The 18,555-nt window shown below is 69.5% G+C and carries 1 protein-coding gene; it reads left to right on the top strand.

Going from position 1 to position 18,555, the window contains the following annotated elements:
* Positions 1–192 precede the first annotated feature (192 nt).
* The coding region (locus tag NC4_RS24835; RefSeq protein ID WP_157555197.1) for a non-ribosomal peptide synthase/polyketide synthase at positions 193–18,555 on the top strand (18,363 nt) is incomplete at its 3' end.

Here is an 18,555-nt window from a genome sequence, read left to right as displayed (position 1 = left end):
TGTGCCGCTGGGCGTGAGCTCGCCCATGTAACAAGATCGCGCGGCTGGGCGGTACCCCAGAGGATCTCAAGAACAACAAATTACGTGAAGTGACTCCCGAACCTCGGACGCAACGCTGACACAGCGGTGGCGTCCTGTTCGGGTTTTTCGGCGGGGAGCGCTCTGCGTGGTGTTCCGGAAGCGAGGTTAGTGTTGGACCGGCTGGATTTCGGCGGCAACGGCGAAGCTGGCAGCGAAATCGCACCGGGATCGGGCGCGCTTTTCCCGCTGTCGCCTGCGCAGCTCGGCATCTGGTACGCCCAGCACGTCGACCCGCAGGTGCCCATCAATATCGCCCAGTTCGTGGAACTGCGCGGTGAGCTGGACATTCCGCTGCTGGAGCGCGCCATGGTGCGCGGTTCGGAGGAGTTCGGCTCCGGCTTCCTGCGCATTGTGGAACGCGACGGCGAGCCCATGCAGATGGTGGACCACTCGCTGGACCGCACCATCTACCACGTCGACCTGAGCGCCGAGACGGATCCGGTCGCCGCGGCCCACGAGTGGATGCGCGCGGATTACTCCGCCCCGCTGAACCTCACCGAGGATCGCCTCATCCGCACCTGCATGATCCAGGTGGGTGACGGCCATTACTACTGGTACGCCCGCATCCACCACATCGTGCTGGACGGCTTCGGCGCGGTCACCTACATGCAGCGCGTCGCCGAGCTGTACACCGCCTACGTGCGCGGCGAGGAACCCGCACCGCACAAGCTCACCGATCTGCCGACCCTGGTCGAGCAGGAATTCGCCTACCGCGACAGCACCCGCTTCAAGTCGGACAAGGAGTACTGGGCCGAGCGCGTCGCCGGTCTCGAGGACGGCACCAGCCTCGCCGGTCGCTCCGCCCCGCCCGCCGCGGTCAACCGGATCGCCAGCGCGTCCCTGAGCTCGGATCAGTCCAGCCTGCTCGACGAGGCCGTGGCCCGCCACGAATCCTCGCCCGCCGGTCTGCTGATCGCGGGCTTCGCCGCCTATCTGGCGCAGTGGACCGGCTCCGAGGACGTCATCCTCTCGCTGCCGGTGACCGCGCGCACCACCGCGATCATGCGGCGTTCCGGCGGCGCGGTCTCGAATATCGTGCCGCTGCGCCTGCACGTCGGCCACGGCACCACGGTCACCGAACTGCTCAAGCAGGTGACGGTCGAGGTCTCCGGCGCGCTGCGCCATCAGCGCTACCGCCACGAGGACATTCGCCGCGACAGCGCGGGCGAGGGCGTGGTGACCCGGGAGTTCTTCGGCCCGTGGGTCAACATCATGCTGTTCCACAACGAGGTCGTGCTCGGCGACATCACCGGTGAATACAGCGTGCTCTCCACCGGTTCCATCGAGGATCTGGGCGTCAACTTCTACCAGTCGGTCAAGGGCACCCGGAATCACATCGATTTCGAGACCAACCCGAACCTGTACTCCGGCGACGAGACCGCGCAGCATCACGCGCGCTTCCTGGAGTTCTTCGATCGCTTCCTGGCGGCGGGGGAGGGCCAGCCCGTGTGGGGGCTGCCCATCACCACCGCGGGTGAGCGCACCCGCACGCTCATCGAGTGGAACGAGTCGGGTCACGAGGTTCCGACCACCACGCTGCCGGAGCTGCTGGACGCCCAGATCCCGCTGACGCCGGACAATATCGCCCTGGAATTCGAGGGCGAGACGCTCACCTACGCCGAATTCGGCGCCCGGGTGAACCGCCTGGCGCGGCACCTCATCGCCGATGGCGTGGGCCCGGAATCGCTTGTGGCCCTGGGCATGCGCCGGTCGCTCGAGCTGGTGATCGGTATGCACGCGGTACTGCGCGCCGGTGGCGCGTACGTGCCCATCGACCCGGATCATCCGGCCGATCGCACCGCCTACATCCTCGAGTCGGCGGCACCCGTCTGCGTGCTGACCACCGCGCGTGACGAGCTGGAACTCCCGGAGTCCATGCGGCGCTTGGAGATCGACAGCCTCGACGTCTCGGCGTACTCCGACGCACCGGTCACCGATGCCGAGCGCATCGCCCCGCTGCGTCCGGACAACACCGCCTACGTCATCTACACCTCGGGTTCCACCGGCCGCCCCAAGGGCGTCGCGGTCACCCATCACGCCATCGTCAACCAAGAGCTGTGGATGCTGGACGAGCACCAGCTCACCGCCGACGATGTGTACCTGCAGAAGACCGCCACCACCTTCGACGTGTCGCTGTGGGGCTACTTCCTGCCGCTCATGGTGGGCGCCAAGCTGATTGTCGCGACCCCGGACGGGCACCGCGATCCGCTCTACGTGGCGGACATGATCCACCGCCACGGCGTCACCGTCACCGACTTCGTGCCGTCCATGCTGACGGTCTTCGTGGCGCATGCTTCCGCTGCGCAATGCGCCACGCTGAAGCACGTTTTCGTCATCGGTGAGGCCCTGCCGCCGGAGACCGGTGCGGGCTTCCGCGCCATTACCGGTGCGGGACTGCACAACCTGTACGGCCCCACCGAGGCCGCCGTCTCGGTGACCTACTGGGAGAACACCGCCGCCGACACCACCCACGTGCCGATCGGCATGCCCGAGTGGAATGTCGAAGTCTACGTTCTGGATTCGCGCCTGCGCCCCGCCGCCATCGGCGCCGCGGGCGAGCTCTACCTGGGTGGACGCCAGCTCGCGCGCGGCTACAAGGGCCGCCCGGACCTGACCTCGGATCGCTTCGTCGCGAATCCGTTGTCCGCCAACGGCGAACGCATGTACCGCACCGGAGACCTGGTGCGCTGGATGGAGAACGGCGCCCTCGAATACATCGGCCGCACCGACTTCCAGGTGAAGTTCCGCGGTCAGCGCATCGAACTCGGCGAGATCGAGACCGATCTGCTCGCGCACCCGGCCGTCAGCCAGGCCGTGGTCTTGGTCATGGACACCGCCACCGGCCAGCAGCTGGTCTCCTATGTGGTGCCCGCGCCCGGCCAGTCGGTGGATCCGGCGGAGCTCACCCGGTTCGTCGCCGAGAAACTGCCGTCCTACATGGTCCCGGCCGCGATCATGGTGCTGGAGGCCTTCCCGCTCAACACCTCCGGCAAGCTGGACCGCAAGGCCCTGCCCGAGCCGGTGTTCAGCGCGGACGCCGCCGGGTACCGCGCACCGCGCACCGCCGCCGAGGAGATCGTGGCGGGCGTGTTCGCCGATGTGCTCGGCCACGAGCGGGTCGGCATCGACGACAACTTCTTCGACCTGGGCGGCAACTCGCTGGTCGCCACCCAGGTGGTGGCCCGCATCTCGGCCGCGTTCAGCACCCGCCTGGGTGTGCGCGCGCTGTTCGAGACGCCCACCGTGGCGGGTATTGCCGCCCGCATGGAATCCGCTGGCCCGTCCGATGTTTCGCGGCCGCCGCTGGTGGCGCAGGAACGCCCGGACCGAGTGCCGCTATCGCTGGCCCAGCAGCGCATGTGGTTCCTCAACCAGTTCGATCCCAGCGTCCCGACCTACAACCTGCCCTTCATGGTGCGGTTGCGCGGGCGCGTGGACGTGGACATCGACGCGCTGCAGTCGGCGCTCACCGATGTGGTGGCGCGTCAGGAATCGCTGCGCACCGTCTTCCCGGAGTCCGGGGACGGCGGCTTCCAGCGGGTGCTGCCCGTCGAGGAGGTCGATCTCGGTATCGAGGTCGTCGCCATCGAGGAGGCCGAACTCACCACGGCCCTGGCCGAATTCGCCGCGCGCGGGTTCGACGTCTCGCAGGAGCTGCCCATCCGGGTGCGGGTGTTCCAGGTGGGCGAGGTCGACGGTGACACCGTCGACTACGCCGTCGCCTTCGTGGTGCATCACATTGCGGCGGACGGCTTCTCGTTCGGCCCGCTCTCGCGCGATATGACCGCCGCCTACCTGGCGCGCCTGGCCGGTGAAGAGCCCGCCTGGGCCCCGCTGCCGGTGCAGTACCAGGACTTCAGCATCTGGCAGCGCGAGCTGCTGGGCTCGGAATCCGATGCCGAATCCATGGCGGCGCGCCAGATCGCGCACTGGCGTGGCGCGCTCGCGGGCCTGCCGGATCAGCTGGACCTGCCCGCCGATCGCCCGCGCCCGCCGGTGCAGAGCTTCCGCGGTAGCCGAGTCACCTTCTACATTCCGGCCGAGCTGCACGCCGAGCTCGCCAAGCTCGCACGCGCCCAGGGTGTTTCGCTGTTCATGGTGATGCACTCCGCGCTGGCGGTGCTGCTGGCCCGGCTCTCGGGCACCACCGATATCGCCATCGGCACCCCGGTGGCCGGACGCGGCGAGCAGGCCCTCGACGACCTCATCGGCATGTTCGTCAACACCCTGGTGCTGCGCTCGGAAGTCGATGGGGCCGAACGCTTCAGCGATTTCCTGTCACGCACCCGGGAAACCGATCTCGCGGCCTTCGCCAATACCGATGTGCCCTTCGAGCGCCTGGTCGAGGTCATCAACCCGACCCGTTCGCAGGCCCGGCATCCGCTGTTCCAGGTCATGCTGTCGTTCCAGGAGATGTCGCACGGCTCCATGGAGCTGCCCGATCTCACGGTGTCGGCGGATGAGCTCGAGGTCGACATCGCCAAGTTCGACCTGCAGTGGACGCTGACCGAACAGCGCGGCCTGACCGGTGAGCCCAATGGCCTGTCGGTGGTGCTGTCCTACGCCACCGACCTGTTCGACGCCCGCACCGTCACCGAATTCGGCCGCCGCTACCTGCGCGTGCTCGAAACCGCCATCGCCGCACCGGAAACCGTAGTGCGCGATATCGACATCCTGGACGAGGGCGAGCGCGCCACCGTCCTGACCGAGTGGAACCACACCGCGCGGGCGCTGCCCGAGGCGGTGTCGGTGCTGGAGCTGTTCGAGGAGCAGGTCCGCATCCGCCCCGACGCCACCGCCCTCATCTTCGATCCGGGCGAGCGCAGCGGCGGCATGTTCGGCCCCGCCGTCGAACTCACCTATGCCGAGTTCTCCGGCCGGGTGAACCGCCTGGCGCGCAAGCTCATCGCCGAGGGCGTGGGACCGGAATCGCTGGTGGCGGTGGGTATTCGCCGCTCGGTGGACATGCTGGTCGCCATCTACGCCACCCTGGCGGCGGGCGGCGGCTACGTGCCCGTGGATCCGGATCATCCGGCCGAGCGCACCGATTACGTGCTGGCCAGCTCGCATCCGGTCGTGCTGCTCACCACCACCGACGATGCGGTGGAGAGCGCGGATTGCCCGGTCCTGCACCTGGATCGGCTGGAGCTGTCGGAATTCGACGACGCCCGCATCACCCCGGCCGAGCGCCTGGGTGAACTGCGTCCGGAGAACGCCGCCTACGTGCTCTACACCTCCGGCTCCACCGGCCGCCCCAAGGGCGTGGCCATCCGGCATTCGGCGGTGCTCAACCAGATCGCCTGGATCACCGGCGAATACGGCATCGACGACACCGATGTGATCCTGCAGAAGACGCCGGTCACCTTCGACGTGTCGGTGTGGGAGCTGTTCGGCACCTTGGCCGTCGGTGCGCAGATGGTCATCGCCGCCCCCGACGGGCACCGCGATCCCATCTACCTGTCCGAGGTCATCGGCCGCCACCGGGTCACCATGACCTCCTTCGTGCCGTCCATGCTGTCGGTGTTCGCCTCCAGCGCCTCGGCGGCCGAATGCCTGTCGCTGCGTTCGGTGCTCGTCGCCGGTGAGGCCCTGCCGCCCGCCACCGTGACCGCGTTCCGGAAGTTCTCCACCGCGGCCGTGCACAACCTGTACGGCCCGACCGAGTTCACCGTGCACGCCACCTACGCCCCCATCGACGCGCCGGTCGTCACCTCGGTGCCCATCGGCAAGCCGGTGTGGAACGCCCAGACCTATGTCCTGGACGGCGGTCTGCGCCCGGTTCCGGCCGGTGTCCCGGGTGAGCTGTACCTGGGTGGCGCGCAGGTCGCGCGCGGCTACTACGGCCGCCCCGATCTGAGCGCGGAACGCTTCGTCGCCAACCCGTTCGGCGAGCCCGGCTCGCGGCTCTACCGCACCGGTGACCTGGTGCGCTGGAGCCAGATCTCCGCCGCGGGCGGCGAATCGGGCTCCGTCGGGGTCGTCGAATACATCGGCCGCACCGACTTCCAGGTGAAGTTCCGCGGTCAGCGCATCGAGCTCGGCGAGATCGAGACCGCGCTGCTCGACCACCCGGCGGTCAGCCAGGCCGTCGTGCTGGTCATGGACACCGTCGCCGGTGATCAGCTGGTCGCCTATGTGGTGACCGGCGGTCCGGTGGACCTGGACAGCGTCAAGACCTGGCTGCACCGCACGCTGCCCGCGTACATGGTGCCCTCGGCCTTCGTGGTGCTGGATGCCTTCCCGCTCAATGCCTCCGGCAAGCTGGATCGCAAGGCGCTGCCCGCGCCGCGCTTCGAGGTGCGCGAATTCCGGGCCCCGACAACGCCCATCGAGGAGATCGTCGCCCAGATCTTCGGCGAGGTGCTCGGCATTGCCCGGGTCGGCGTGGACGACGACTTCTTCGAACTCGGCGGCAACTCGCTCATCGCGACCCAGGTCGCCACCCGTCTGGGCACCGCCCTGGACACCCGCGTCCCGGTGCGCATGCTGTTCGAGGCGGCCACCGTGGCCGGGCTGGCCGCGCGCGTGGAATCGCATGTCGGCGACGGCGGCCGCAAGGCCCTGGTGGCGCGCGAGCGTCCGACCGATATTCCGCTTTCCCTCGCGCAGCAGCGCATGTGGTTCCTCAACCGTTTCGACACCGCGTCCGCGGTCAACAACATCCCGGTCGCCATCCGGCTGTCCGGCGAACTCGATATCGCGGCCCTGCAGGTCGCGGTCATCGATGTCATCGACCGGCACGAGTCGCTGCGCACCGTCTTCCCGGAGACCCCCAACGGCCCGGTGCAGCGGGTGCAGGACGCCGCGCAGATCGTGCCTGATCTGACCCCGGTGCCGGTCACCGAGCACAACCTCATCGAGCACCTGATCGAACTGGCCACCATGGCCTTCGACGTGACCGGCGAAGTGCCGTTGCACGCACGGCTTTTCGAGATCAGCGAGACCGAGTACGTGCTCGGCATGGTGGTGCACCACATCTCCGCCGACGGCTGGTCCATGGGCCCGCTGGCCCGCGACGTCATGGTCGCCTATGCCGCCCGCACCTCCTGGGAGGCCCCGGCCTGGGCCGAACTGCCGGTGCAGTACGCGGACTACGCGCTGTGGCAGCGCGAGGTGCTCGGCTCCGAGGACGATCCGAATTCGCTCATCGCCAAGCAGATTCGGTACTGGTCTGAGAGCCTGGCGGATCTGCCCGACGAGCTGGTGCTGCCCTGGGATCGGCAGCGGCCCGCCGTGGCCACCTATCGCGGCGGCACCTACCCGTTCGCCATCTCCGCCGAAACCCAGCAGCGGTTGCTGGATCTGGGCCGCCGCCACAATGCCTCGCTGTTCATGGTGCTGCATTCGGCGCTGGCGGTGCTGCTGGCCCGGCTGTCGGGCACCGGCGATATCGCCATCGGCACCCCGGTGCACGGCCGCGGTGAGGCCGCGCTGGACGACCTCATCGGTATGTTCGTCAACACCCTGGTGCTGCGCACCGAGGTCGAGAACGAGACCACCTTCGCCGAACTGCTGGCCACCGCGCGCGATACCGACCTGCACGCCTTCGCCCACGCCGATGTGCCGTTCGAGCGCCTCGCCGAGGTGCTCAACCCGGCGCGCTCGCAGGCGCGGCATCCGCTGTTCCAGGTCATGCTGACCTTCCAGAACACGCGGCAGGCCAGCCTGGAACTGCCCGGGCTGTCGGTCAACGGCATCGACTACGACCCGGGCCTGGCCAAGTTCGACCTGCAGCTGACCCTGCAGGAGACCCAGGACCAGCACGGCGAGAACGCGGGCATGTCCGCCGAGTTCTCCTATGCCCTGGATCTTTTCGACGAGCAGACCGTCGCGGCGTTCGCGCACCGGCTGGATCTGATCCTGGATGCGGTGGCCACCGATCCGGAGCGGCCGATCGGCGATATCGATCTGCTCATCGCCGATGAGCGCGAGCGCGTGCTCACCGGCTGGAACGACACCGACTTCGATCTGGCCCCGGTCCTGCCCGCGCTGCCCGCGGGTGCGGCCGCCACCCTGGTTTCGCTGTTCGAGGCGCAGGCTCTGACCAGCCCCGATGCGCCTGCCGTCGGCTTCGAGGGGACAAGTCTGTCCTACGCCGAGTTCTCGGCGCGCGTGCACAAGCTGGCCCGCAAGCTCATTGCCGATGGCGTCGGCGCGGAATCGCTCGTGGCCCTTGCCATTCGGCGCTCCATCGATCTCGTGGTCGCCATGTACGCGGTGCTGGAAGCGGGCGGCGCGTACGTGCCGCTGGATCCGGATCAGCCCGAAGAGCGCATCGACTACGTGCTCGACACGGCCCGCCCGGCCGCGATTCTCACCACGAGCCGCGACGACTTCGTGACGGGCCGCAATGTGCCGGTGCTCGAGGTGGATTCGCTCAACCTCGACGGGTACTCCGACGCGGCGATCACCGATGCCGAACGCGGACAGGCGATCGCGCCCGAGCACACCGCGTACGTGATCTTCACGTCCGGCTCGACCGGTCGCCCGAAGGGTGTGGCGGTCGAGCACGGCGCGATCGTGAACCGTCTGCTGTGGATGCAGGCCGAGTACCCGATCGGCGCCGACGACGCTGTGCTGCAGAAGACCCCGGCGACCTTCGACGTGTCGGTGTGGGAGTTCTTCTGGCCGTTGCAGACCGGTGCGCGCCTGGTGGTCGCCAAGCCTGACGGCCACCGCGATCCGGTGTACCTGGCGCAGATCATTGCCGAAGAAGGCATCACCACGGCACACTTCGTGCCGTCGATGCTGTCGGTCTTCGTGGCCACCCTCGGCAACGAGAACGGCGACTCCGCACTGCCCGCGCCGCGCCTGCGGCAGGTCTTCGCCTCCGGTGAGGCGCTGCCCGCGCCGACCGCGCAGAAGCTGCGCGAGCTGACCGGCGCCCGCCTGCACAACCTGTACGGCCCCACCGAGGCCGCCGTCGACGTCACCTACCACGAGGTCGTCGACTCCGACACCGTGTTCGTACCCATCGGCCGCCCGGTGTGGAACACCCGCACCTACGTCCTCGACGCCCGCCTGCGACCCGTCGCACCGGGTATCGCGGGTGAGCTCTATCTGGCGGGCGATCAGCTGGCCCGCGGCTACCTCGGCCGCCCGGACCTGTCCGCGGATCGCTTCGTCGCCAATCCGTACGGCACGCCCGGCGCGCGCATGTACCGCACCGGCGACCTCGTCACCTGGACCGCCGACGGCGAACTGAACTACCTGGGCCGCACCGACTTCCAGGTCAAGCTGCGCGGTCTGCGCATCGAGCTCGGCGAGATCGAGGCCGCGCTGCTGGCGGAGCCGGGCATCGCCCAGTCCGTCGTGGTGGTGCGCAATGACCCGCACGCCGGTGATCAGCTCGTGGGTTATGTGGTCCGCGATCTCGAGGCCGTCGTCGACGTGGACGCGGTCAAGGCCGCGCTGGGCCGCTCGCTGCCCGCCTACATGGTGCCGTCCGCCCTCGTGGTGCTCAACGCCTTCCCGGTCAATGCCTCCGGCAAGCTGGACCGCAAGGCGCTGCCCGCACCGGTCTTCGAGGCCAAGCGTTTCCGTGCGCCCTCGACCCCCATCGAGGAGATCACCGCGCAGATCTTCGCCGATCTGCTCGGCGTGGAACGCGTCGGCGTGGACGACGACTTCTTCGAGCTCGGCGGCAACTCCCTGGTCGCCACCCAGGCCGTGGCCCGCCTGTCGGCCGCGCTGAACGCCGAGATCGGCGTGCGCGTGCTGTTCGAGGCCCCGACCGTGGCCGCGCTGGCCGCGCGGGTGGAATCGCACGCCGGAACCGGTGTGCGCCAAGCACTCACGGTGCAGACCCGGCCGGAGCATCCGCCGCTGTCGCTGGCACAGCAGCGCATGTGGTTCCTCAACCGCTTCGACACCGACTCCGCGGCCAACAACATTCCGGCGGCCGTACGCCTCACCGGCGCACTGGATCTCGACGTATTGCGCGGCGCGGTCGCCGATGTGATGGCGCGGCACGAGTCGCTGCGCACCATCTACCCGTCGCACGAGGGCGTCGCCTACCAGAAGGTGCTGCCCACCGCGCGGGCCATTCCGCGGCTGGACGTGACCGAGGTCGACGAGGCCGAGCTATTCGGTGCGATCTACGAATTCGCCGGTCTCGGCTTCGATGTCACCGCCGAACCGCCGGTGCGCCTGCGCGCCTTCCAGATCGCCGCCGACGACTACGTGCTCGTCCTGGTGGCACACCACATCGCCGCCGACGGTTTCTCCATGAACCCGCTGGTGCGCGATCTCATGACCGCGTATGTGGCGCGCAGCATGGGCGAGGCCCCGGGCTGGGCGGAACTGCCGGTGCAGTACGCCGATTACGCGCTGTGGCAGCGGGAAACCCTCGGCTCCGAAGAGGATCCGCGTTCGCTCATCACCGAGCAGCTCGACTACTGGCGCGAAACCCTGGGCGGGTTGCCGGACGAGCTGCGGCTCTCGGCCAAGGCCCGCCCGGCCGTGGCCACCTACGGTGCGGGCACGCACCGGTTCCAGGTGCCCGGTGAGCTCATCACCGGCCTGAACCGGGTCGCCCAGCAGCACGGCACCACGCTGTTCATGGTGGTGCACAGCGCTTTCGCCGCCCTGCTGGCGCGGTTGAGCGGCACCGACGACATTGCCGTCGGCATCCCGGTCGCGGGCCGCGGCGAGCAGGCTCTCGACGATCTCGTCGGCATGTTCGTCAACACCCTCGTGCTGCGCTCGCAGGTCGACACCGGCGAGACCTTCGCCGAACTGTTGAAGCAGGTCCGCGAGCGCGACCTGCAAGCCTTCGCGCACGCCGATGTGCCGTTCGAGCGCCTCGTCGAGGTGCTCAACCCGGCGCGCTCGCAGGCGCGGCATCCGCTGTTCCAGGTCATGCTCTCGTTCCAGAACCTGGGCCGCACCGCCCTGGAACTGCCGGGCCTGAGCGTGGCCGAGCTGGGTGTCGATCAGCAGACCGCCAAGTTCGACCTGCAGCTGACGCTCAGTGAACTCGCCGAGGGCGAGACGGGCATGGCGGCCGAACTGGTTTACGCCACCGATCTTTTCGACGGCGAGTTCGCCGATACCTTCGCGCAGCGGTTCGTGCGTGTGCTGAGCGCGGTCGTCGCCGACCCGAGCATGCGCGTGGCCGATGTGGAGCTGCTCGACTACATCGAGCGCAACCAGGTTCTCAATGCCTGGAACGACACCGCCTTCGACCTGGACGCCGCACTGCCGGAGGTCGCCGAAGGCGCTGCTGCGACGCTGGTTTCGCTGTTCGAGGCCCAGGTCGCACTGACCCCCGACGCGACCGCGGTCACGTACGAGGGGACGAGTCTGTCCTATGCCGAGTTCTCCGCCCGCGTGCGGCAGCTCGCCCGCTGGCTCATCGCCGAGGGCGTGGGGCCGGAATCGAATGTGGCGCTGGGCATGCGGCGCTCCCTGGATCTGGTGGTCGGCATGTACGCCGTCACCGTGGCCGGTGGCGCGTACGTGCCGCTGGATCCGGATCACCCGGCCGAGCGCACCCAGTACATTCTCGAGACCGCGCAGCCGGTGTGCGTGCTGACCTCCGGTGACGACAGCCCGTTGGGTGGTATGCGCGTCGAAGAGGTTGGCGCGCGCCAGGTTCGGATCGACGAGCTGGAGCTGTCGGCCTTCGCCGACACCCCGGTCACCGATGCCGAGCGCCGCAGCCCGCTGCGGCCGCAGAACACCGCGTACGTGATCTTCACGTCCGGCTCCACCGGCCGCCCCAAGGGTGTCGCCGTCTCGCACGCCGCCATTGTCAACCGCCTGGTGTGGATGCACGCCCAGTACGGGCTGGCCGCCTATGACGTGGTGCTGCAGAAGACCCCCGCCACCTTCGACGTGTCGGTGTGGGAGTTCTTCTGGCCCTTGCAGGTCGGCGCGCGCCTGGTGGTCGCCAAGCCGGACGGCCACCGCGATCCCGCGTACCTGGTCCGCCTCATCCAGGCCGAGCAGGTCACCACGCTGCACTTCGTGCCGTCCGTGCTGGCCGTCTTCGTGGCCACTCTCGAATTGGGCGCGGCGGAAACTCTGGACGGACGAGCGCCGGAATGCACCTCGCTGCGTAACGTTTTCGCCTCCGGTGAGGGCCTGCCCGCACCGACCGCGCAGCAGCTGCGCGCGCTGACCGGCGCGCGCCTGCACAACCTGTACGGCCCCACCGAGGCCGCGGTCGACGTCACCTATCACGAGGTGACCGACACCGACGTCGCCTCCGTGCCGATCGGTGCGCCGGTCTTCAACACCCAGGTGTACGCGCTGGACGCGCGGCTGCGGCCGGTTCCGGTGGGCACCGCGGGTGAACTGTATCTGGCGGGCGATCAGCTGGCGACGGCCTACGTCGCACGCCCCGACCTCACCTCGGATCGCTTCGTGGCCAACCCGTTCGGCCACGGCGAGCGCATGTACCGCACCGGCGACCTCGTGGTGTGGACCCCGGCCGGTGAGCTGGAATACCTGGGCCGCACCGACTTCCAGGTCAAGCTGCGCGGTCTGCGCATCGAGCTCGGCGAGATCGAGTCGGCGCTGACCGCGCTGCCCGCGGTCGCGCAGGCGGTGGTCGTGGTGCGCCACGATGAGCGCACCGGTGATCAGCTGGTCGGCTACCTGGTCGCGGCGGACGGTCATATCGACACCGACGCCCTGAAGGACGCACTGTCCCAGCAGCTTCCGGCCTACATGGTCCCGTCGGCCTTCATGGTCCTGGACGCCTTCCCGCTCAATGCCTCCGGCAAGCTGGATCGCAAGGCGCTGCCCGCGCCGACCTTCGCCATCGCCGCCTACCGCGCCCCGGAAACCCCGGTGCAGCAGACCGTGGCCGGTGTCTTCGCCGATGTGCTCGGCAGCGACCGGGTCGGCCTGGACGACGACTTCTTCGAACTCGGCGGCAACTCGCTCATCGCCACCCAGGTCATCGCGCGCCTGTCCGCCGCCCTGGACGCCGATATTCCGCTGCGCAGCCTGTTCGAGGCGACCACCGTGGCCGCCCTCGCGGCGCAATTGGAATCGCGCGTCGGCACCGGAACCCGCGCGCCGCTCACGGCGCAGGAACGCCCGGAGCTGGTGCCGCTGTCGCCCGCGCAGCAGCGCATGTGGTTCCTCAACCGCTTCGACAACCGCACCGCCGTCAACAACATCCCGGTGGCGCTGAAGCTCACCGGTGAGGTCGACGCCGCGGCCTTCACCGCCGCCATCGGCGATGTGCTGGCCCGGCACGAGGCGCTGCGCACCGTCTACCCGGAGATCGAGGGCGACGGCTACCAGCGCGTGCTGGCGCTGTCGGAGCTTGATACGGCGGTCGCGGGGCCCTCCGTGGTTACGCAAGCTGCCGCCTACGGGCCTGACGCGACCGCCGGGATCGACTTCGAGGTGCGCGCCGAGAACGTCACCGAGGCCGAACTGCCCGCGCGTATCACCCAGCTCGCCAGCGTCTTCTTCGACGTCACCCGCGAACTGCCGTTCCGCGCGACGGTGCTGAGCCTGAGCCCCACCGAGCACGTGCTGGTGCTGGTGCTGCACCACATCAGCGCCGACGGCTTCTCGCTGCGGCCGCTGCTGCGCGACGTGGTCGCCGCCTACTTCGCCCGCAGCGGCGGAGAGGCTCCGGCCTGGGCCCCGCTGCCGGTGCAGTACGCCGACTACGCGCTGTGGCAGCGCGCGGTGCTCGGCGCGGAGACCGATCCGGAATCGATCGCCGCCGAGCAGGTCGCCTACTGGACCGACCAGCTGGCCGATCTGCCCGAGCAGATCGAGCTCCCGGCCGACCGGCCGCGACCGGAGATCGCCACCAATGCCGGTGGCACCCATGATTTCTCGATCGACGCCGAGCTGTACGGGGAGCTGACCGCGCTCGCCCGCGAGCACGACGTCACCCTGTTCATGGTGCTGCACGCGGCGCTGGCCACCTGGTCGGCCCGACTGTCGCGGTCCACCGATATCGCCATCGGCACGCCCATCGCGGGCCGCGGCGAGAAGGCCCTCGACGATCTGGTCGGCATGTTCGTCAACACCCTGGTGCTGCGCACCGAGGTGCGGCCGGACGCCCCGTTCCGCGAGCTGCTGGCGCAGGCGCGGCGCACCGACCTGGCGGCCTTCGCCCATGCCGACGTGCCGTTCGAGCGCCTGGTCGACGTGCTCAGCCCGGTGCGCTCGAAGGCGCACCACCCGCTGTTCCAGGTCGCCCTGACCTTCGAGGCCGCCAGAGCCAAGGACGCGGGCGCGGTCGCGCTGCCTGGCCTGGACATCGAGACGGTCGAATTCGACGCGGGCACCGCGAAGTTCGATGTGCAGCTGACCGTCGGCGAGCGCGCCGACGGCTCGCTGGGCCTGTCCTGGAACTACGCCACCGATCTGTTCGATCCGGAGACCGTCGCCTCCTTCGCCGAACGCCTGGTGCGCGTCCTGCGCGCCGTGGCGAACGATCCGGCCGTCCTGGTCGGCGATATCGACCTGCTGGGCGAGGCCGAGCGCCACGATGTCTCGGAGCGCTGGGTGTCCGCGGGCGATGACATCGTCGCCGTGGCACAGGCTGCCCGCAGCACGGTCGAGGCCGCCGCGCGGGCGCTGGCGGAGGACGGTAAGGGCATCGCGGTCGCGGGCGCCTCCGATCCGGCCGCGCTGACCGCGGCGGGCGTGGAGAACGCCATTGCGGCCCTGGCCAATACGGTCCGGTTGCTGGTCGGCGGCACCGCCCTGTCCGCCGCGCGACTGAATCAGTTCGTGGATCAGGACGCCACGCTGTCCGGACTCTTCGACGCCGCCGTCGCTGCGCATCCGAACCGGGTCGCGGTGCGCTTCGGCGCGGAAGAGCTCACCTACGCCGATCTCGACCGGCGCGCGAATGTGCTGGCGCGCAGGCTGATCGCCGATGGCGCGGGACCGGAATCCCTGGTCGCCGTGCTGCTGCCGCGCTCCGCCGATCTGGTGGTGGCGCTGCTGGCGGTCGTCAAGACCGGCGCGGGCTATGTGCCGGTCGATCCGACCTATCCGGCCGATCGCATCGCCTACGTGCTCTCGGATGCGAAGCCCACCAGCGTGGTCGTCGACTCCACCGTGCAGGTGGAGCTGCCCGCCGAGCTGCCGACAGTCTCGCTGGACGGCTTCTCCCTCGAAGCGGGCGTTATCGAGGACGCGGCCGACGCGCCCATTACCGATGCCGACCGCCGGGCCGCGCTGCGCCCGGACCACGTCGCCTACGTCATCTACACCTCCGGCTCCACCGGCCGCCCCAAGGGCGTGGCCGTGGCGCACCGGAATGTGGTGCGGCTCATGGCCAATACCGATCGCAAGTTCGGTTTCGGCCCCGACGACGTGTGGACGCTGTTCCACTCCTACGCCTTCGACTTCTCGGTGTGGGAGCTGTGGGGCCCGCTGCTCTACGGCGGCAAGCTCGTGGTCGTCGACTACTACGTGTCGCGCTCGCCGGAGCAGTTCCTGGAACTGCTGCGCCGCGAGCAGGTCACCGTCCTGAACCAGACCCCGTCGGCGTTCTACCAGCTCGCCGAGGCCGACCGCATTGCCGCCGTGGCGAGCCGCGAATCGAGCACCGCCGCGGGCGACGATCAGGCCCTCGCCCTGCGCTACGTGGTGTTCGGCGGTGAGGCCCTGGAGCTACGCCGTCTGACCGATTGGGTTGCCCGCCACGGGGATTCCACCCCGTACCTGGTCAATATGTACGGCATCACCGAGACCACGGTGCACGTCTCGCACCGCGTCCTCGATGCCGACACCATTGCCGCCGCAACCGGTTCCGTGGTCGGCCGCGCCATCGCGGGCCTGCGCGTGTACGTCCTCGACGATCGCCTGCACCCGGTGCCGGTGGGCGTCGCGGGCGAAATGTACGTCGCCGGACCGCAGTTGGCGCGCGGCTACCTCGGCCGCCCGGATCTGACTTCGGCGCGCTTCGTGGCCAGCCCGTTCGGCGAGCCGGGCACCCGCCTGTACCGCTCCGGTGACGTGGCGCGCTGGAACCGCTTCGGCGAGCTCGAATACCTCGGCCGCGCCGACGATCAGGTCAAGGTCCGCGGTTTCCGCATCGAGCTCGGTGAGATCGAGGCCGCCGTGCTGGCCCAGCCGGGCGTGGCCCAGGCCGCCGTCATCGTGCGCGAGGACCAGCCGGGCGATCAGCGCATCGTCGCCTACGTGGTGCCGGAGGAGGGCGTCGCGCCCGCCGTCGACGCCATTCGCGACGGCGCCGTCGAACGCCTGCCGTCCTACATGGTCCCGTCCGCCCTGGTGGTCATGGACCGGATTCCGTTGACCGTCAACGGCAAGCTGGACCGCCGGGCGCTGCCCGCCCTGGCCGTGCAGGCGCGGGCCTTCCGCGCGCCGGAGACCCCGACCCAGGAGACCGTGGCCGCTGTTTTCGCGGAGGTCCTGGATCTGCCGCGGGTCGGCCTGGACGACGACTTCTTCGAGCTGGGCGGCAACTCGCTCATCGCCACCCGGGTCGTCTCGCGCATCGGCGCGGCCCTGGACACCTCGGTGGCGGTGCGCACCCTGTTCGAGGCCACCACCGTGGAGGCGCTCGCCGCCCGCATCGAATCGCATGCCGACGGCGCGTCGCGCGCCAAGCTGGTCGCGCGCCCGCGCCCGGCCGGGGAACTGGTGCCGCTGTCGTTCGCACAGCAGCGCATGTGGTTCCTCAACCAGTACGACACCACCTCGGCGGCCTACAACCTGCCGCTGGCGATTCGCCTCACCGGTGAACTCGACACCGCCGCCATGGAACTCGCGGTCGCCGATGTGGTGCGCCGCCACGAGTCGCTGCGCACCCGCTACCCGGAGCACGGCGGCACGCCCATGCAGGTGGTCGTCCCGGCCGAGCAGATCGCCCTGGATCTGCGGCCGGTCTCGGTCGCGGCGGAGGACCTCACCACCGCGGTGACCGCCTTCGCCACCCTGGGCTTCAATGTGGCCGATCAGGTTCCGCTGCGCGCCCGGCTGTTCCGGGTCGCCTCGGCCGAGCAGGACGCCGCCGATGCCCCTGCGGCCCAGGCGGAATCCGCGGAAACCGCCACGGGTGCGGAGGCGCACACCACCGCGGCCGCCGCGCAGGATTCGGCGGAGTACGTGCTCGTCGTCGTGGTCCACCACATTGCGGGCGACGGCTTCTCCATGGCCCCGCTGACGCGCGATGTCATGACCGCCTACACCGCGCGCACCCTGGGCGCGGCCCCCGGCTGGGCCCCGCTGGCCATCCAGTACGCGGATTTCGCCATCTGGCAGCGGGAAGTGCTGGGCTCGGAAGAGGATTCGTCCTCGCTCATGGCGCGGCAGGTCGGCTACTGGCAGCGAGTGCTGGACGGCGTGCCGGACGAGTTGGCGCTGCCCACCGACCGGCCGCGGCCCGCCGTCGCCTCGCATCGCGGCGCGGCACTGCACCGCAGCCTGTCGCCGGAACTGCTCGGCGCGCTGGAAGACGTCGCGCGCCAGCGGGGTTCCTCGCTGTTCATGGTCATGCACAGCGCCCTCGCGGTGCTGCTGGCCCGGTTGTCCGGCGGCGACGACATCGCCATCGGCACGCCGGTCGCCGGACGCGGTGAGGCCGCGCTGGACGATCTGGTCGGCATGTTCGTCAATACGCTGGTGCTGCGCACCGGTATCGATCCGGCCGAATCCTTCTCGGATCTCCTGGATCGGGCCCGGCACGCCGACCTCGACGCCTTCGGCAATGCCGATGTGCCGTTCGAACGTCTGGTAGAACTGCTCGCGCCCGAGCGCTCGCAGGCCCGCAACCCGCTGTTCCAGGTCATGCTGGCCTTCCAGAACCTGGATCGCACCAGTCTGGAACTGCCGGGGCTGACTGTCTCCGCGCTGGATCTCGAGGAGAACATCTCCCGTTTCGACATGCAGTTCACGCTGTCGGAACGTGATTCGGGCATGGCGCTGGCGCTCACCTACGCCACCGACCTGTTCGACGAGGCCACCGCCGACAGCTTCGCGCAGCGCTGGCTGCGGGTCCTCGAGGCCATTGCCGGGAATCCGGAGATCGCCGTCGGCGCCATCGACATCCTCGATCAGGGCGAACGCGCCGATCTGGTCGGCCGTTTCGGCGCCCCCGCCATCAAGCCGCGCACCCTGCCCGACCTGCTGGCCGACGCGGTATCGCTCAACCCGAAGGCGACCGCCGTCGTGTTCCAGGGGACAGGTCTGTCCTACGGCGAACTCGACGAGCGCTCGAATCGCCTGGCGCGCCTGCTGATTCAGCGCGGCATCGGTTCGGAGAACCTGGTCGCCATTGCGGTGCCGCGGTCCGCGGACTCGTACTTCGCCGAATGGGCGGTGTCCAAGACCGGTGCGGCCTTCGTGCCGGTGGACCCCAACTACCCGGCCGACCGCATTGCCCATATGGTCACCGACTCGGGTTCGCCGGTCGGCCTGACCGTCGCCTCGGTGCGCGCCGATCTGCCGGAATCGGTGGAATGGCTGGTCCTGGACGAGCTCGACCTCGACGCCGTCGAGGCCACCGCCATTGCC

Source organism: Nocardia crassostreae, from assembly GCF_001613405.1.
GTDB lineage: Bacteria > Actinomycetota > Actinomycetes > Mycobacteriales > Mycobacteriaceae > Nocardia > Nocardia crassostreae.
The sequence above is the reverse complement of the archived record's forward strand: the minus strand, read 5'-3'. Positions and strand labels throughout refer to the sequence as shown.